The 17,417-nt window shown below is 66.9% G+C and carries 18 protein-coding genes; 14 read left to right on the forward strand and 4 right to left on the reverse strand.

Features of this window, described 5'->3' with window-relative positions; translation table 11 throughout:
• Positions 1–54 precede the first annotated feature (54 nt).
• Entirely contained in the window at positions 55–1,020 is a 966-nt protein-coding gene (locus ACTCB7_RS06215; RefSeq protein ID WP_463005967.1) for a DNA-binding protein, read from the forward strand.
• 47 nt (positions 1,021–1,067) lie between these two features.
• On the opposite strand, the gene nfuA is transcribed toward ACTCB7_RS06215, so the two are convergent.
• Positions 1,068–1,658 carry a Fe-S biogenesis protein NfuA gene (gene nfuA, locus ACTCB7_RS06220; protein ID WP_463005968.1) on the reverse strand — a complete coding sequence of 197 codons (591 nt, stop codon included), beginning with the start codon at positions 1,656–1,658 and terminating at the stop codon, positions 1,068–1,070.
• A 243-nt stretch (positions 1,659–1,901) separates the two neighbouring features.
• On the opposite strand from nfuA, the gene metH reads away from it, so the two are divergent.
• The 4 genes from metH to ACTCB7_RS06240 all read left to right on the forward strand — a co-directional run bounded on the left by metH (position 1,902) and on the right by ACTCB7_RS06240 (position 9,271).
• Entirely contained in the window at positions 1,902–5,612 is a 3,711-nt protein-coding gene (metH, locus tag ACTCB7_RS06225; RefSeq protein WP_463006022.1) for a methionine synthase, read from the forward strand.
• Complete coding sequence (locus ACTCB7_RS06230; protein ID WP_463005969.1) at positions 5,609–6,931, forward strand: MATE family efflux transporter; 1,323 nt, start codon at positions 5,609–5,611, stop codon at positions 6,929–6,931. Before metH ends, ACTCB7_RS06230 begins: the two co-directional genes overlap by 4 nt.
• A gap of 164 nt (positions 6,932–7,095) precedes the next feature.
• Positions 7,096–8,748 (forward strand): nitrite/sulfite reductase, encoded by a 1,653-nt coding sequence (locus ACTCB7_RS06235; RefSeq protein ID WP_463005970.1) that lies wholly within the window; start codon positions 7,096–7,098, stop codon positions 8,746–8,748.
• Positions 8,741–9,271 (forward strand): DUF934 domain-containing protein, encoded by a 531-nt coding sequence (locus ACTCB7_RS06240; protein ID WP_463005971.1) that lies wholly within the window; start codon positions 8,741–8,743, stop codon positions 9,269–9,271. The genes ACTCB7_RS06235 and ACTCB7_RS06240 overlap by 8 nt, the downstream gene beginning before the upstream one ends.
• A 43-nt stretch (positions 9,272–9,314) precedes the next feature.
• Here the strand turns inward: ACTCB7_RS06240 and smrA are convergent, their stop codons facing one another.
• Positions 9,315–9,908 carry a DNA endonuclease SmrA gene (smrA, locus tag ACTCB7_RS06245; protein ID WP_463005972.1) on the reverse strand — a complete coding sequence of 198 codons (594 nt, stop codon included), beginning with the start codon at positions 9,906–9,908 and terminating at the stop codon, positions 9,315–9,317.
• Between the two features lie 162 nt (positions 9,909–10,070).
• On the opposite strand from smrA, the gene ACTCB7_RS06250 reads away from it, so the two are divergent.
• The 6 genes from ACTCB7_RS06250 (at position 10,071) to ACTCB7_RS06275 (ending at position 13,754) form a co-directional block, all read left to right on the forward strand.
• Positions 10,071–10,499 carry a gamma-glutamylcyclotransferase family protein gene (locus tag ACTCB7_RS06250; protein WP_463005973.1) on the forward strand — a complete coding sequence of 143 codons (429 nt, stop codon included), beginning with the start codon at positions 10,071–10,073 and terminating at the stop codon, positions 10,497–10,499.
• An 80-nt stretch (positions 10,500–10,579) separates the two neighbouring features.
• Positions 10,580–10,930 carry an arsenate reductase (glutaredoxin) gene (gene arsC, locus ACTCB7_RS06255; RefSeq protein WP_463005974.1) on the forward strand — a complete coding sequence of 117 codons (351 nt, stop codon included), beginning with the start codon at positions 10,580–10,582 and terminating at the stop codon, positions 10,928–10,930.
• 43 nt (positions 10,931–10,973) lie between these two features.
• Complete coding sequence (wrbA, locus tag ACTCB7_RS06260) at positions 10,974–11,594, forward strand: NAD(P)H:quinone oxidoreductase (protein ID WP_463005975.1); 621 nt, start codon at positions 10,974–10,976, stop codon at positions 11,592–11,594.
• Positions 11,587–11,964, forward strand: coding sequence for a DUF2069 domain-containing protein (locus tag ACTCB7_RS06265; protein WP_463005976.1), 378 nt, complete (start codon positions 11,587–11,589; stop codon positions 11,962–11,964). Before wrbA ends, ACTCB7_RS06265 begins: the two co-directional genes overlap by 8 nt.
• Complete coding sequence (locus tag ACTCB7_RS06270; RefSeq protein WP_463005977.1) at positions 11,952–13,229, forward strand: hypothetical protein; 1,278 nt, start codon at positions 11,952–11,954, stop codon at positions 13,227–13,229. The genes ACTCB7_RS06265 and ACTCB7_RS06270 overlap by 13 nt, the downstream gene beginning before the upstream one ends.
• Before the next feature lie 78 nt (positions 13,230–13,307).
• Positions 13,308–13,754, forward strand: a complete 447-nt coding sequence (locus ACTCB7_RS06275) for a c-type cytochrome (RefSeq protein ID WP_463005978.1) — start codon at positions 13,308–13,310, stop codon at positions 13,752–13,754.
• Positions 13,755–13,765: 11 nt separating this feature from the next.
• Here the strand turns inward: ACTCB7_RS06275 and ACTCB7_RS06280 are convergent, their stop codons facing one another.
• Entirely contained in the window at positions 13,766–14,437 is a 672-nt protein-coding gene (locus tag ACTCB7_RS06280; RefSeq protein ID WP_463005979.1) for a cytochrome b/b6 domain-containing protein, read from the reverse strand.
• A 104-nt stretch (positions 14,438–14,541) separates the two neighbouring features.
• Here ACTCB7_RS06280 and ACTCB7_RS06285 point away from each other — a divergent pair, with 104 nt between their 5' ends.
• From ACTCB7_RS06285 to pdxH, 3 genes are all read left to right on the forward strand, one after another.
• Positions 14,542–15,252: an AzlC family ABC transporter permease gene (locus ACTCB7_RS06285; protein WP_463005980.1), complete on the forward strand. Its 711-nt coding sequence runs from the start codon at positions 14,542–14,544 to the stop codon at positions 15,250–15,252.
• Complete coding sequence (locus ACTCB7_RS06290; RefSeq protein WP_463005981.1) at positions 15,249–15,593, forward strand: branched-chain amino acid transporter permease; 345 nt, start codon at positions 15,249–15,251, stop codon at positions 15,591–15,593. The genes ACTCB7_RS06285 and ACTCB7_RS06290 overlap by 4 nt, the downstream gene beginning before the upstream one ends.
• A gap of 129 nt (positions 15,594–15,722) precedes the next feature.
• The gene (gene pdxH, locus ACTCB7_RS06295; RefSeq protein WP_463005982.1) at positions 15,723–16,364 is read left to right on the forward strand and encodes a pyridoxamine 5'-phosphate oxidase; all 642 of its coding nucleotides are present in this window, start codon (positions 15,723–15,725) and stop codon (positions 16,362–16,364) included.
• A gap of 122 nt (positions 16,365–16,486) precedes the next feature.
• Here the strand turns inward: pdxH and ACTCB7_RS06300 are convergent, their stop codons facing one another.
• Positions 16,487–17,383 (reverse strand): glycine betaine ABC transporter substrate-binding protein, encoded by an 897-nt coding sequence (locus ACTCB7_RS06300; RefSeq protein ID WP_463005983.1) that lies wholly within the window; start codon positions 17,381–17,383, stop codon positions 16,487–16,489.
• Positions 17,384–17,417 lie beyond the last annotated feature (34 nt).

The raw sequence follows: 17,417 nt of genomic DNA on the forward strand, positions 1-17,417 counted from the left end.
TGCAGTAGACTGCGTTGCAACGCTGGGGGCGCAAATCGTTCAGGAGGAATAGGCATGGCACGCAGCGGTGTGCAGTACGCGGATGTTCGGCAGGCCATCGAGGTGCTGCTCAAGCGCGGCGAAACGCCGGGAGTTCAGAAGATCCGTGACGTGCTGGGCACGGGCAGCTTCACCACCATCAGCGAACACCTTCGGGAGTGGCGCACCCGCTGCGAGGAGAATCGCGACGAGCCCGCAGCCAGCGAGATACCCGACGCCATCACGGCGCTGATGCAGACACTCTGGGAACAGGCACAAGCAGCGGCGGCCGACGAACTCGCCCATTACCGCGAGGCGGCCGACAAGGCCGTGGCCTCTGCCCGTGAGGAATCGGTACAAGCGCGTCGCGAGGCGGAAGATGCCCGCGAGCGGGAGAAGGCGCTCAACGAGCACCTGACTCAGGCACAGCAGCAGTTGCAGACGCAGAGTGCGGAGCTGGCAAGGCAGCAGGCGGCCCGCGAGGCTGCGGAACGACACGGCGAACAGCTCGCCGAGCGCTGCGCGCAGCAGCAGGCCGAGCTGGCCGACGAACAGGTGCGCCGGGAGCGCCTTGCCGAGACGCACCAGGCCGCCCTGGCGGAACAGCAGGCCGAGTGGCGCAAGCGGCTGGATCAGGAAGAAAAACGCAACGAGGCGGCCGAGGGCCGGCTCATGACCCTGCTCGATGAGGCGCGCCAGGAACACCAGCGCAGCGAAAAGCAGCTTCAGCAGCGCCTGTCGTCGCTGGAAGCGCGGCTACGGGAGGCGGACGAGGCGTTGCGCGAGACGCGGCGGGAACAGGCGGAAGCCCAGGCCGCACAGCGCGAGACGCAGTGGGCGCTGCAGCAGGCCGAAGCCGCGTTGCAGGAGGCAAGGCGTCGGGAGGAGGCTCTGGAAGCGGACGCCGAAGGCTATAAGCAGGAGCGGGACGAGGCGCGCACGAAACTGCGCGAGGCCGAGGCGCGACTGGCTCGCCTGCCGTTGCCGCCCTTCGTCTACTGACACGCGCATGACCGCCGGCCGGCGGTCATGCCACGCAGTTCAGCGCATCAGCGATAGTAGGCGTTGGTGTTGTCGGTGTGGTCGGTCACGTCACGGATACCGGACAGTTCGGGAATGCGCTCCAGCAGGGTCTTCTCGACGCCCTCCTTGAGGGTCAGGTCGACGGCCGCGCAGCCCTGGCAGCCCCCGCCGAACTGCAGCACGGCGTAGTTCTCGTCGGTGAGCTGGATCAGGCGGATCTCGCCGCCGTGGGCCGCCAGTCCGGGATTGATCTCGCTGTAGAGGATATAGTTGATGCGATCCTCCAGCGGGCTGTCGGCATTGACCTTGGGCATCTTGGCGTTGGGCGCCTTGATGGTCAGCTGCCCCCCCATGCGGTCGGCGTTGAAATCGACCACGGCCTCTTCAAGGAACGGCACGCTGTGGGTATCGACGAAGACGGTGATCTTCTCCAGCGTCATCTTCTCGTCGCTCGGCTCTTCCTCGCCGGGGCGGCAGTAGGCCAGGCAGGTTTCGGCATAGGGCGTGCCCGGCTGGGTGATGAAGATGCGCACTGCGATCCCTTCGACGTTCTGCTTGGCGAGCAGTTCGGCGAGGTAGTCCTGGGCGCTGTCGGTAATCTGGATGCTTTCGCTCATCAGTCGGGTCCCGTCAGGGTTGAAGATTTTCCTGACATGGTAAGAAAAAACCCCGGCAGGCACAATCCTGACTGAAATACTGGGTTTTAGGCATCGAGTCCCGCCGCTGTCACGAGTCTGGTAGGATATTGCCCCTGACAGAACCGGCGCAGGCGCCCCGTTGCCGCCCTTGCGACAGGACATACCGAAAAACGACGCTGCTGGAGACACATGCCGACCATGGCTGCCGCTACGCTCACTTCGATGCTTTCGCCCAGGGTGGCTGCGTGCCTGCCCGAAACGCTCGCCCGGACGCTCGAACAGCGCATCTTGCTGCTCGACGGCGGCATGGGAACGATGCTGCAGAACGCCAGGCTGAGCGAAGCCGAGTTCCGCGGCGAACGCTTCGGCGACTGGCCGAGCCAGCTGCAGGGCAACAACGACCTGCTGGCGCTGACCCAGCCCGAGCTGGTGTGCCGGATCCACCGCGACTACCTCGAGGCCGGCGCCGACATCGTCGAGACCAACACCTTCAACAGCACACGGCTTTCCCAGGCCGACTACGGTATGGAAGAGCTGGTCGTCGAGCTCAATCGCGAGGCCGCCCGCCTGGCGCGCTCGGTGTGCGATGCGGTCGGCGAGGAAACCGGCGTGCCGCGTTATGTCGCCGGGGTGCTGGGGCCGACCAGTCGCACCGCCTCGCTGTCGCCGGACGTCAACGACCCCGCCAAGCGCAACGTCACCTTCGACGCCCTGCGCGAGAACTACTACGAGGCCGCCGAGGCCCTGATCGACGGCGGCGTCGATGTCATTCTCATCGAGACGATCTTCGACACCCTGAATGCCAAGGCAGCGATCTACGCCCTCGAGGAGCTGTTCGACGCGCGCGGCGCGCGATTGCCGGTGATGATCTCGGGGACCATCACCGATGCTTCGGGCCGCACCCTCTCGGGCCAGACCACCGAGGCGTTCTGGAACTCGATCCGTCACGCCGACCCGCTCTCGGTGGGCCTCAACTGCGCGCTGGGCGCGGCCGAACTGCGGCCCTACCTCGAGGAACTGTCCGCCAAGGCCGATACCCTGGTCTCGGCGCACCCCAACGCCGGCCTGCCCAACGAGTTCGGCGAGTACGACCAGACCCCCGAGGAGATGGCGGCGATCATCCGCGAGTTCGCCGAAAGCGGGCTGGTCAACGTCATCGGCGGCTGCTGCGGCACCACGCCCGAACACATCGCGGCGATCCGCGAGGCCGTGGATGGCGTCGCGCCCCGCCGCTTGCCCGAGCGCCCGGCGGCCTGCCGGCTGTCCGGCCTCGAGCCGTTCAACATCGAGGCCGACTCGTTGTTCGTCAACGTCGGCGAGCGTACCAACGTCACCGGCTCGGCCCGCTTCAAGCGGCTGATCAAGGAAGAGGACTTCACCACGGCGCTGGAAGTCGCCCTCGAGCAGGTCGAGAACGGCGCCCAGGTCATCGACATCAACATGGACGAGGGGATGCTCGACTCCCAGGAGGCGATGGTTCACTTCCTGAACCTCGTCGCCTCCGAGCCGGACATCGCCCGGGTGCCGATCATGATCGACTCCTCCAAGTGGTCGATCCTCGAGGCGGGCCTCAAGTGCATCCAGGGCAAGGCAGTGGTCAACTCGATCTCGCTCAAGGAGGGCGAGGCGGCCTTCCGCGAGCAGGCCACCGTCTGTCGCCGCTTCGGCGCCGCCATCGTGGTGATGGCCTTCGATGAGCAGGGGCAGGCCGATACCTTCGAGCGCAAGACCGAGATCAGCGAGCGCGCCTATCGCCTGCTGGTCGACGAGATCGGCTTCCCGGCCGAGGACATCATCTTCGACCCCAACATCTTCGCCATCGCCACCGGTATCGAGGAGCACGACAACTACGCCGTCGACTTCATCGAGGCGACCCGCTGGATCACCACCCACCTGCCCCATGCCATGGTCTCCGGCGGCGTCTCCAACGTGTCGTTCTCGTTCCGCGGCAACAACACCGTGCGTGAGGCGATCCACTCGGTCTTCCTCTACCACGCCATCCAGGCCGGACTGACCATGGGTATCGTCAACGCCGGCCAGCTGGCGGTCTACGATGACCTGCCCGAGGAGCTGCGCGAGGCGGTCGAGGACGTGGTGCTCAACCGCCGCAGCGACGGCACCGAGCGGCTGCTCGACCTCGCCGAGCGCTACAAGGGCGACGGTTCCGGCGGGGCCAGGAAGGAAGACCTCGAGTGGCGCGGCTGGGAAGTCGAGAAGCGCATCGAGCATGCGCTGGTCAAGGGCATCACCGCTTACATCGAGGAAGACACCGAGCTGGCGCGTCAGCGTGCCGCGCGCCCCATCGAGGTGATCGAGGGGCCGCTGATGGACGGCATGAACGTGGTCGGCGACCTGTTCGGCGCCGGCAAGATGTTCCTGCCCCAGGTGGTCAAGTCGGCACGCGTGATGAAGCAGGCGGTGGCCTATCTGATTCCCTACATCGAGGCCGAGAAGAGCGAAGATGCCCAGGCCAAGGGCAAGATCGTCATGGCCACGGTCAAGGGCGACGTCCACGACATCGGCAAGAACATCGTCGGCGTCGTCCTGCAGTGCAACAACTACGAGGTGATCGACCTCGGCGTGATGGTGCCGGCCGAGAAGATCTTGCAGACCGCCCGCGACGAGAACGCCGACATCATCGGCCTGTCGGGGCTGATCACGCCCTCGCTGGACGAGATGGTTCACGTCGCGAAGGAAATGCAACGGCAGGGCTTCGATATCCCGCTGCTGATCGGCGGCGCCACCACGTCAAAGGCCCATACCGCGGTGAAGATCGACCCGCAGTACGAACATCCGGTGATCTATGTCACCGATGCCTCCCGCGCCGTCGGCGTGGCCGGCCGGCTGCTCTCGCCCGGCCTCAAGGAGGCCTATGTCGACGATATCCGCGCGGAGTACGAGACGGTCCGCGAGCGCAATGCCAAGCGCCGGCCCAAGGCGGCCGACATCAGCTACGCCGAGGCCCGCGAGCGGCGCTTCCAGCCGGACTGGTCCGCCTACACCCCGCCCGCGCCGGCCTTTACCGGGCTCCGGGCCTTCGACGACTACAACCTCGAGGAGCTCGTCGAACGCATCGATTGGACGCCCTTCTTCATGAGCTGGCAGCTGTCCGGCAAGTACCCGAAGATTCTCGACGACGAGGTGGTCGGCGAAGCGGCGCGCAACCTGTTCGCCGACGCCCGGGCGATGCTGCGCAAGATGATCGATGAAAAGCGCCTGACGGCACGCGGCGTGATCGGCTTCTGGCCGGCCAACGTCGTCGACGATGACGTCATCGAGGTCTATGCCGATGAGTCCCGCGAGACGGTTATCGAGCGGCTGCACCACATCCGCCAGCAGACCACCCGCAACCGCGACGGCGTGTGCTACAGCCTGGCCGACTTCATTGCACCCAGCGACAGCGGCCGGCCCGACTGGATCGGCGGCTTCGCGGTGACCACCGGTCACGGTGCCGACGCGCTCGCTGCCGAATACGAGGCGGCGGGTGACGACTACAACGCGATCATGGTCAAGGCTCTGGCCGACCGGCTGGCGGAAGCCTTCGCCGAGCGCATGCACGAACGGGTGCGCAAGGAGTTCTGGGGCTATGTGCCCGACGAGACGCTCGACAACGAGCAGTTGATCGCCGAGAAGTACCAGGGCATCCGGCCGGCACCGGGCTATCCAGCCTGCCCGGATCACACCGAGAAGGCCACGCTGTTCCGGCTGCTCGACGCCGAGACCAATTCCGGCCTGGAACTGACCGACAGTTTCGCCATGTGGCCGGCGGCCGCGGTATCGGGCTGGTATTTCGCGCACCCGCAGTCGAAGTACTTCTCCACCGGCAAGATCACCCGGGATCAGGTCGAGGCGCTGGCCGAGCGCAAGGGCATGGCCATCGGCGAGCTGGAGCGCTGGCTGGCACCGGTACTGGGGTACGATCCCGAGGGATGATCGACGCCGCACGCAGCCAGGTGATTCTTCGCCTGGCGCTGCCGATCATCGGCGGCATGCTCTCGCAGAGCCTGCTCAACCTGGTGGACGCCGCCTTCGTCGGCGCGCTGGGCGAAGTGCCGCTGGCCGGTGTGGGGCTGGGCGGTTATGCCATGTTCCTGATCACCGCGGTGGTGTTCGGGCTGTCCTCGGGGGTGCAGTCCCAGACTGCCCGCCGCCATGGCGAAGCCGCCTATGCGCGCCGCGCCCAGCCTCTCGAGGCCGGGTTGCTGATCGCCCTGGCGGTCGCCCTGCCGCTGACCGCGCTCTGCCTCTGGCAGGCGCCGCGGCTGATCGGGCTGCTGACCGGTCAGCCGGATGTCGCGGCGGTGGCCGTGGCCTATCTGCGCTGGCGCCTGGTGGGGCTGGTGCCGATCGCCCTGATCTTCTGCTTTCGCGGCTACTGGAACGGCATCCAGCAGACGCGCATCTATCTGGGCATCATGCTGGTCACCCATGCCCTCAACGTGGCGGTCAGCGCCGGGTTGATCTTCGGCCTGGCGGGGCTGCCCGAACTTGGTGCAGCGGGCGCCGGGGCCGGGACCACCGTGGCCCTGACGGTGGCCCTGCTGCTGTGGGGAATCAGCAGCTGGCGCCACACGCAGCGCACCCGCGAACGCTGGCGATGGCCTCGTCTCGCCGTGATGCGCCGCACGCTGGCCCTGGCCGCCCCCCACTCCTTCCAGCAGATGTGGTTCGCCGGCGGCTATGCCGCGCTGTTCTGGATTCTCGGCCAGATCGGGACCGCCAGCGTTGCCGTGGGGCATGTGCTGGTCAACCTGTCGCTGCTGCTGATTCTCCCCGGGGTCGGCCTGGGACTGGCGGCCATGAGCCTGGTGGGTCAGGCGCTGGGCCGCGACACCCCGCATGACGCCCATCGCTGGGGCTGGGACGTGGTGCGCGTGGCCTGGATCTGCCTGTCGGTGCTGGCCCTGCCGATGCTGATCTTCCCCGATCGGGTATTGAGCGTTTTCCTGCCCGCAGACCTCATCCCGCTCGGCCGCCTGCCGCTGCAGCTGACGGCGCTGATGATCGTGCTCGACGCCGCCGCCATCGTGCTCGGCCAGGCCCTGCTGGGAGCCGGTGCCAACCGGACCGTCATGGTGCTGACCCTGGCCCTGCAGTGGCTGGTGTTCCTGCCGATGGCCTGGTGGGTCGGTGTCCACCAGGGAGCCGGGCTGCTCGGTGTCTGGTGGGCGCAGCTCGGCTATCGGGGGCTCAACTCGCTGTCGTTCGCGATGGTCTGGCAGCGCCGCCGCTGGCAGCAGGTTGTCGTGTAGCGGCGGTGCAAGGCCGGCTTGGCCTTTGTCCTTGGCGTAAGGCGTTTAATAACCATAAAGACAGAAAGTATGATTATTTATTCTTTCATAGAATAAATCCGGCGGAGTATGGTCGGGGCATGGCATGGATCCCATTTCGCCCTGACTAGCAGGACAACTCCGGTATGTATCGGTACGACTCTTACGACCAGACACTTGTCGACGAGCGCGTCGCCCAGTTCCGCGATCAGATGCGTCGCTATCTCGAAGGCAAGATCAGCGACGAGGAATTTCTGCCGCTGCGCGTGCAGAACGGCCTCTACGTCCAGCGTCATGCGCCGATGCTGCGCATCGCCATCCCCTACGGCATGCTGGCGTCCTACCAGCTGCGCAAGCTGGGGGAAATCGCGGCGCGTTACGACCGCGGCTACGGCCACTTCACCACGCGTACCAACCTGCAGTTGAATTGGCCGAAGATGGAAGACGTGCCGGATATCCTGGCGGAGCTGGCCAGCGTGCAGATGCACGCCATCCAGACCAGCGGCAACGATATCCGCAACACCACCACCGACCAGTTCTCGGGTATCGCCGCTGATGAAGAGGTCGACCCGCGTCCGTGGTGCGAGCTGATCCGCCAGTGGTCCACCTTCCACCCGGAATTTGCCTATCTGCCGCGCAAGTTCAAGATCGCGGTGACCGGCGCCGCCGAGGACCGTGCCGCCATCCAGGTGCACGACGTGGGCCTGCGCCTGTGGCGCGACGACAACGGTGAGGTCCGCGTGCGCGTGCTGGCCGGTGGCGGCCTCGGCCGCACACCGATGATCGGCGACGTGGTGCGCGAGGATCTTCCCTGGCAGCACCTGCTGACCTATCTCGAGGCCATCCTGCGGGTCTACAACCAGTTCGGCCGCCGCGACAACAAGTTCAAGGCGCGCATCAAGATTCTGGTCAAGGCCCTGGGCATCGAGGAGTTCAGCCGCCGTGTGGACGCCGAATGGGCCCATCTCAAGGATGGTCCCCAGACGCTGACCGACGAGGCGGTCGCCGCCGTCGCCGCGCACTTCGTCGACCCCGAGCGCCGCGCGGTCTCCGATGACGCCATCGCCGCCTTCGAGCAGCTGCGCCAGGACAACCGGGCCTTCGCACGCTTCGTCAGCAACAACGTCACCGACCACAAGGTACCGGGCTACAAGGCCGTGACGCTGTCGCTGAAGCGGCGCGCCCATTCGCCGGGGGACGTCACCTCCGAGCAGATGGCCGCCATCGCCGACCTGGCCGACGAGTTCGGGTATGGCGAGCTGCGTGTGACCCACGAGCAGAACCTGGTGTTCACCGACGTCCCGGTGGACCGGCTGGAAGACCTCTGGCAACGCCTCGATGCGCTGGGCATGGCCAACCCCACGGTGGGTACTCTGGCCGACCTGATCTGCTGCCCGGGCGGTGACTACTGCTCGCTGGCCAATGCCAAGTCGATCCCCGTCGCCCAGGCCATCCAGGAGCGTTTCGAGGATCTGGACTTCCTCTACGACCTGGGGCCGCTGGAGCTCAACATCTCCGGCTGCATGAACGCCTGCGGCCATCACCATGTCGGCCACATCGGCATCCTGGGGGTCGACAAGAAGGGCGAGGAGTACTACCAGGTGTCGCTGGGCGGCAGCCAGGGCAACGCCTCCTCGCTGGGCAAGATCCTCGGCCCCTCCTTCTATCGCGAGGACGTGCCGGCCGTCATCGACAAGCTGCTGCAGGTCTATGTCGGCGAGCGTACGCCGGAGGAAACCTTCCTCGACACCTACCGTCGCATCGGTATCAAACCCTTCAAGGAGCGTGTCTATGCCTGAGTCACAGACCGATCGTCCGCTGATTCTCGATCGCCGCATCGCCACCGATGCCTGGACCCTGTGCGAGAGCCTGGCCGACCGCCCTGCCGGCCGGCCGGCGATCGTGCCGCTGGAGGAGTGGCTGGCTGCCGACGAGCGTGCCGAACTGGCGCCTTGGCTGCCGAGCGATACCGAGGTGACACCGGCGCTCGCCGAGAGCCTGCGTTCGGCGCCGCTGGTGGCCATCGATTTCCCGAAGTTCACCGACGGTCGGGGCTACAGCATCGCCCGGCTGCTGCGCGAGCGCTTCGGCTATCTGGGCGAGATTCGTGCCGTGGGCGACGTGCTGATCGACCAGCTGTTCTACATGAGCCGCTGCGGGTTCAACGCCTTCTCGCTGCGTCCCGACCAGGTCGTCGAGGATGCCCTGGCGGCGCTCAACACCTTCAGCCTGAGCTACCAGCCGGGAACCGACACTAGCGAACCGCTGTTCCGGCGCCGGCTGCGCGACCGCGCCAGGCACGCGGAAGCCGCACTCGCCTGAAATCTCACGAGCGGCCCCGGAGGGGCCGCTCGCTTCTTTTGGGCTAGCCGCGGCGCTTCTGCTGGCGTTCGCGATTGGCGGCTCGCGCCCGTTCCGACTTGCGCAGCATCACATAGGTGGCACCCAGCCCGCCGTGAAACGGCTGGGCGGAGACGTACGCCTGCACCGTCTCGAACTGGGCAAGCCATTTGGCCATGTAGGAGCGCACCACGTTGGCATGACTGTTCTCTGCCTTGCCGCGGCCGTGGACCACCAGCAGGCAACGCAGGTCGTTCTCGTTACCCTCCTGAATGAAACGAAACAGCGCCTGACGGCATTCTCGCACCGGGCGTCCGATCAGGTGCAGCCGTGCCTCCGGGGCATACCCGCCCTGCCGCAGTCGGTCGGCGACGCCGGTCTGCACGCCGGGCCGGCGATACTCGACGGGGTCGTCCTTCGGCAGCAGGTCGACGAACTCGTCGCTGAGAAAGTTGGCGGCCTCCTCCTCGGCCTGGGCGCTGGCGCGCCGGGCCAGCTGGGCCTCGTCGGGTTCCGGTGCGGGCGCCGACACATCCGCCCTGTCGCGCCCCTTGGTCAACGGGCGCACCTTGCCGCCCATCAGGGCCGTGAAGTCCGCATCCTGGTGATGCTGCTGCATGGCGACACCCTCCCTCTTGGTCCGAATCTCGATGTTAGCAAAGGAACGAGGCCAGCCTAAGCCTCGGTAAGGCTGTCGTTATTGTCGATAGCCAGGCTCCGGGGCTGGGAAGGTGAGCGTTGCTGTGGCAGGGTCCGGATAACGACCGACAAGGAGGCGCGCTTGAAACAATGGCTGCTCACGGCGTTGGTGGGGCTGCTGGCTCTTGGCGGGCTGACGGCGGGTTATGCCTGGTACACCTTCGTCAGCCCCTGGGGCTATACGCGCCCGGCCGAACTCGAAACGATCTCGCCGGGCAAGCACCGCCTCTTCGTCTATGGCACCCTGCGCTATGGCCTGGTGCGCTGGCTGGTCTACGGTGACTGGGACGCGCCCGATCCGGCGACCCTGACGGGGTACGTTCGCGATGAACTGGATATCGTGCCGCAACCCGGTGGGCGCGTGCCGGGGGCGCTGCTCGAGGTCGATGCCCGTGAGCTGGCCCGCCTCGACCGCTATGAGCGGCTGGGTGTGCGCTACCGGCGGGTGCGTATCACCCTGGCGGATGGCCGACAGGCCTGGGTCTATGACCGCCTCGAGTCCGACCGCTGAAGGCACCGGTTCTCCCGGTTCCCGGCACATGGGGTTAGAATGACGCTTCGATCCATCACGCAGACAAGGACTTACGAGTGATGACCCTGACTCTCCTGCACAATCCGCGCTGCTCCAAGTCCCGTGAGGCGCTCGCCCTGCTCGAGTCGCGCGGCGTCGATGTCACGGTACGGCGCTACCTCGATGACCCGCTCAATCGCGAGGAACTGCAGGCCCTGGCCGCCCGCCTCGATGCGCCGGTCGAGACCTTGCTGCGCCGCAACGAGGCGGAATGGAAGGCGCTCGCCCTCGAGACGCCCTCCGTGGCGCAGATACTCGAGGCGCTTGCCGAGCATCCGCGCCTGCTGCAGCGCCCGATCCTCGATCGCGGCGACAGGGCCGTGATCGGCCGTCCGCCGGAAGCGATCCTGGCCCTGCTCGAGACCGACTAGCGCCTCTCGCCTTCCCTTCTTTGCCCGCTGACAAGGAACGCCCATGAGTGCAACACGCCCCTACGTGCTGGTCCTCTACTATTCACGCCACGGCGCCACCCGCACCCTGGCCGAGCAGGTCGCCGCGGGGATCGAGAGCCTGGGCGGCATCGATGCCCGGCTGCGTACGGTGCCGCCGGTATCGCCGACCTGCGAGGCCGTCGATCCCGAGATTCCCGAGTCCGGCGCCGTCTACGCCACGCTCGATGACCTGCGTCACTGTGCCGGGCTGGCGCTGGGCAGCCCGACGCGTTTCGGCAACATGGCTTCGCCGTTGAAGTATTTTCTGGATACCAGCAGCGAACTGTGGCTCAACGGGGCGTTGATCGACAAGCCGGCCACGGCCTTTACCTCCACGGCCAGCCTGCATGGCGGGCAGGAAGCCACCCTGCTGAGCATGCTGATTCCGTTGCTGCACCACGGCATGGTCTATGCCGGCGTGCCCTACAGCGAGACGGCTCTGCTCGCCACCACCAGCGGCGGCACGCCCTATGGCACGAGTCATGTCGCCGGTGGGCGCAACGAGCGCGAGGTCGACGAGACCGAACGTCATCTGGCCAAGGCCCAGGGGCGGCGCATCGCAAGACTGGCCAGGGCGCTGCACGCGGAGGCGGGGCATGCCTGAAGCCGAATGTGACGTCATCGACCGGCGTACCCGGCAGGCGCGCCTGGGCGTGATCATCAGCCTCATCGTCCTGTTCTGCCTGGTGGGTCTCGGCGGCTGGCAGCTCCGGGCCGGCGGCTCGGTCGGCTGGGCCCCGATACTGGTGCGGATGCTGCCCCTGGTCCTGTTCCTGCCCAGCGTCCTGACACGCCGCCCGCGCGGCCACCTCTGGCTGGCCTTCGTCAGCGTGCTGTATCTCGCCCAGGGCATCACCATCGCCAACCTGCCCGACCGATTCTGGTGGGGCGTGCTGGAAGGCCTGGCGGCCGCGGCATTGGGCGTCTCCAGTCTGGCCTACGCGCGCTGGCGGCGGCGTCAGTGCGACGCCTGAGGCCTTCCAGCGCGCTGATCCTGGCGATGCTCGGGCTGAGCATCGTCGCCAGCCTGCTGCACTGGCCATTGTGGCCGCCCGCCATTCTCGGCTGGCTGGCCACGCTGCGCCTGGCCCGCCAGCTGCCGAAGGCCTCGCGACGCCAGGCGCTGTGGCTGGGCGGCGCCGGCGCGGCCTTCTGGGTGGTGGCCCTGTGGCGCGATACCCCCGCCCCCCTGCTGCAGGCCCTGGCCATCAACCAGACGCTGCTGATGATGTTTGCCGGCGTGAGCTTCCTGTCGATGGCGGCGCCGCGGTCGCAGCCGGCCACTTCCCGGCGCGACGGCGCCCGGCACGACGGCAGCCTGCCGGGCACGCTGGTGGGCGTTCACCTGTTCGGGGCCGTGATCAACCTGTCGGCGCTGTTCCTGTTCGCCGATCGCATGCAGTTCGACCGCGGGCTGTCCCGTCGCCAGGCCATGGTGCTGGGCCGGGCCTTTCCGGCCGCGGCCGCCTGGTCGCCCTTCTTCGTGGCAATGGGGGTGGCGCTGACCTATGCCCCGGGGCTGGAGTTCACCGCACTGCTGCCCTGGGGGCTGGCCTGCGCAGGGATACTGCTGGGCCTGACGGCCCTGGATGTCCTGCGCGTCAAGGGGCCGTTCCAGGGCTATCCGCTGTCGCCGGGGACCCTGCTGCTGCCGGGCGTGCTGGCGCTGGCCGTGCTGCTCTGGCACAGCTGGCGGCCGGAGATGGGCATTCCGCTGATCATCAGCGTGGTGGCGCCCGTCGCCGCCTTGCTGCTGGCGCCACGGGGCGAGCGGCAAGCCCGCCTGCGACAGCAGCTTGATCACGGCCTGGCCCGCCTGATGCCGCAGTTCGCGCTGTTTCTGGCGGCGGGTGTGCTCTCCAGCGGGCTGAGCGCGCTGCTGGCCAGCTGGCCGCACGGGCCGGTGCTGCCCTTTGCGCATTTCGGGCATCTGCAGGCCTGGCTGACGCTGGGGGTCATCGTGTCGCTGGCCTTCGTCGGCATCCACCCGCTGGTGGGCGTGACCACGCTGGCGCCCCTGCTGGCCTCCCTGCACCCCGAGCCGACGCTGCTGGGCATGGTGTTCCTGATGGGCTGGGCGCTGGGCACCGGCAGCAGTCCGCTGTCGGGCAGCAATCTGGTGCTGTGCTCACGCTACGGGGTCTCCCCCCGGGAAATGCTGCGCTGGAACCTGCCCTACGCGGTGCTCGGCTGGCTGGCCTGCGGGGGAATCCTGGCGGTGCGCGCCTGGCTCGGCTGAGCAGCCTCATCCCGACTCGCCTATGGTAAGAGCGAAGCCCGCCGACGCGGGTTGTCGGCAAGCGACTTGGAGGCGAGCATGAAAGGACTGCGGATCCTGTGGCCCGTGCTGGGCCTGGTCGGGCTACCCGCCACGGCCGGCGCCGACCCCATCGATGATGCCATCACCTACCGTCAGGCCGCCATGGAGGTCATGGCCTGGCAGCTGCAGCCCATGGCCGACATGGCCAGGGGCGAGACCCCCTATGATGCCGAGACCTTCGCCGAACGCGCCCGGCATCTCGAGGCGCTGGCTCCCCTGCCCTGGGAAGGGTTCATCGAGGGCTCCTATTCACGCGGGGGTACGGCGGCCTCCGCGACGATTGCCGCGCAGCCGGAGGCGTTTCGCGGCAAGGCCGAGGCCTTCGAGACGGCCGTTCGTGAACTGAGCCGGGCCGCCGGTGACGGCAGCTTCGATGCGGCGAGAGCGGCCCTGGTGGACGTGGCGCGCTCCTGCAAGGCCTGCCACGACGCCTATCGTGAATAGACCTGATCCGGTTACAGCCACTCCAGGATGGCGGTCAGCAACAGCACGGCGATCGACGCGCTGGCCCAGGCTCGCCAGCCCGATACCGGCTGATCATCGCCGTCCCGCGCCGGCCGGGCCAGGCGCTTGCGGCCGCTGAACATGGCGCCGACCAGGGCCTCGCCGCGCAGGCGATGCAGCAGGATCGCCAGCAGATGGATTCCCACCAGCACGAACAGCAGATTGCCGTTGACATGGTGCAGGGTCACCAGCCAGGCGATGGCATCGGCCTCGAAGCGCCTGGCCAGCGGCGCGGAGAACAGGAGGCCGTCGCTCATGAACAGACCGGAGGTCGCCTGGAAAGTCAGCGATACCAGCAGCAGCAGGGTCATCCAGCCGCCGAGCGGATTGTGCCCGACGTAGAGGTCGGGCCGGCGGCGGAACCAGCTTGCGGTGTAGCGCCAGACCGTCCGCGGCGAGCGGCAGAGTTCCCGCAGCCGGGCGTGGCGGCTGCCGACGAGGCTCCACAGCCAGCGAAAGATCAGCAGCGCCAGGATGGTGTAACCGGCCCGCGCGTGCCATTCGACCGGAAAGGCCAGCGGCCGGCCACTGGTCTTGATGGTGTACCAGGACACCAGGATCGTGGCCACCAGCGACCAGTGAAACAGGCGGACGGGAAGGTCCCAGGCCTTGTATACCTTCATGGGGGCTCCTTCTTGGTAGCCAGATGGCGCTTTAATCAGCAAAATACAATGCAGCGCGCCCGTGCGGCGCCGATGATGACCCATGGACTGAATGGAGTATAGGCGTGTCACCTGCGTTGCATTCCTGGCGGCATGCCGCGATCCAGACCCTTCCGGTGATGTTCGGTTATCTGCCCCTGGGGGCCGCGTTCGGGGTGCTGTACATGCAGCTCGGCCTGCCCTGGTGGGGGGCGCCGCTGATGTCGCTGTTCATCTACGCCGGCGCCGGCCAGTTCCTGGCCGTGACCCTGCTGGCCAATCATGCCGGTCTGGTCGAGGTCGCGGTCGCGTCGTTCATGCTCAACTCGCGGCACCTGTTCTACGGTCTGTCGCTGCTCAAGCGGTTTCGCGGGGCCGGCTGGCGCAAGCCCTACATGATCTTCTCGCTGACCGACGAGACCTATTCGCTGCTGACCAGCCAGGCTCGCCCACAGGATGCCGGCGTGGAAACGCATCGGCTGGCGGCCCGCATCGGCGCCCTCAACCAGCTGTGGTGGGTGCTGGGCACGCTGCTGGGCACCCTGGCCGGTGCCACCCTGAACATCGACGGTCGGGGACTGGATTTCGCGCTGACGGCCCTGTTCATCGTGCTCACCCTGGAACAGGCCGCGCGACTGCGCCAGGCCCTGCCCTTCCTGATTGCGCTGGCCACCGGCCTGGGCGCCATCCTGCTGCTGCCGGAGCGGCACCTGCTGCTGGGCGCGATCGGTGCCGCCAGCCTGCTGCTGCTGGTGCATTACCGGTTGCACCGTCAGCCCCAGGAGGCGCGGACATGAGCGATCTCGAGTTGCTGATCTTCATCGGGGTCTGCACCCTGGCCACCTTCCTGACCCGGGTCCTGCCCTTCGTGGCGCTGTCACGCCAGGCCGATCATCCGTTGATCCTGCACCTGGGGCGCTACCTGCCGCCGGCGGTCATGGCGATTCTGGTGATCTACGCCCTGCGCGACCTGACGCCCTGGAGCGCGGGACAGCTGAATGTGTCAGCGCAGGGCGTGCCGCTGATCCTGGCGTCACTGGCCGTCGTGTTCCTGCACCTGTGGCGACGCAATGCCCTGCTGTCGATCGTCGGAGGAACCGGCCTGTACATGGTGCTGATCCAGCTGGTCTGGCCGTGAGGCGGCGGTTGTCGTGCATGCATCCTGAGCCAGATCACGGTCGGGCCACAACGATGCCGATGAGCCGCTTTTCGGGTTGAGCCCGCCAGCATCACGGGCGATGATGAAGGGAAACTTCAGGAGAGCACCATGACTACCGACATTGCCGACGTGCGTCGCAACTATACCGGAGATCATCTCGATATCCGGAACACCCCCGACTCGCCGGTCACGTTGTTCGAGGACTGGCTTGCCCAGGCGTTGAAACAGGAAAACGACGACGCCAATGCCATGACGCTGGCCACCGTCGACAGCCTGGGCATGCCGCATGCCCGCATCGTGCTGCTCAAGGGTCTCGACGAGCGTGGCCTCGTCTTCTACACCAGCTACCAGAGCCACAAGGGCGCGGAACTGGCCAATGTGCCGCATGCCGCCCTGGTCTTCTGGTGGCCGGTCCTGCAACGCCAGGTGCGCGTCGAGGGGCGCGTCGTTCAGGTTGCGGACGGCGAGTCGGATCGCTACTTCCAGAGTCGTCCGCGGGCCAGTCAGCTGAGTGCCTGGATCTCCCAGCAGGGCGTGGAGATTCCCGATCGCGAATGGCTGGAGGAACGGCGGCACCGCTTCGAGCAGCTCTATACCGATCAGTCGATCGACCGGCCGCCCCACTGGGGAGGCTATCGGGTCGAGCCGGAGGTGTTCGAATTCTGGCAGGGGCAGTCCGATCGACTGCATGACCGGCTGCGCTATCGTCGCCATGACAACGACTGGATCAAGGTTCGCCTGGCGCCGTGAACCCGCTGGCCCGTCGCCAGGCGGGCCATTGCCCCCCACTCAGATCTGCGCCCCTCGCCCCATGAGAAACGCCCGGCCATTCGGCCGGGCGTTTCGCGCTAGGCGGATCGTGCAGGTGGCGATCAGCTGTCGATGCCCTGCGTCCACTGCTTGACCACATCCGGGTGCTCGTCGACCCACTTCTGGGCGTTTTCGTAGGGGTCGGAATCTTCCTTCTGGTTCATCAGCATGACCTGCCCCATCTGCTCCGGGGTCCAGTGGAAGTTGTCGAGCAGCTGGTAGACCGCCGGCATGTCTTCCTTCAGGCCCTTGCGCGCGATGCTGTGAATCTCCTCGGCGTCACCATAGACGTTCTTGGGATCGTCGAGATACTTGAGATCCCAGCGCGCGAACATCCAGTGCGGCGTCCAGCCGGTCACCACGATGTCGTCGTGGTTCTTGATGGCGGCCTGCAGGGCGGCGGTCATGGTCGCGCCGCTGCCGCTCTGCAGATCGATGGTGTCGTCGAGGCCGTAGGCGTCGATGGCATCCTCGGTCAGCCCCATCAGGCCGGCACCCGGGTCGATGCCCACGATCTCGTCATCGACCATGTCCGCCTTCTCGGGCTTGGCCAGCTGGTCGATGGAATCGATGTCGGTGTAGGCCGGCACGACCAGGCCCAGCTTGGTGCCCTCGAGGTTGGCGCCGAGGTCCACCAGCTTGTTCTTGGTCTGCTCGTAGTAGTTCTTGTGGGTCGTCGGCAGCCAGGCGGCGACCATGCCGTCGGCGTCGCCGTAGGCGACGGCCTGCCACATGGCGGCGGCCGACAATGACGACAGCTTGACGTTGTAGCCCATGTCCTCGAGCACGGCGCGCACCACATTGGTGGAGGCGACTTCGGATGCCCATTCGACATAGGCCAGGGTGACATCCCCCTTGCTGCCTTCCTGTGCCTGGGCCAGCCCGCTCACGCCGAGGCCGGCGATCATCATGAGCGAACCGAAACGAACGGCACGGGACATGGTATTGACGGTCTTCATCACTTTCCCCTTCTTGTGGTCTTGAGAATGACGA

This window comes from Modicisalibacter sp. (assembly GCF_055145905.1).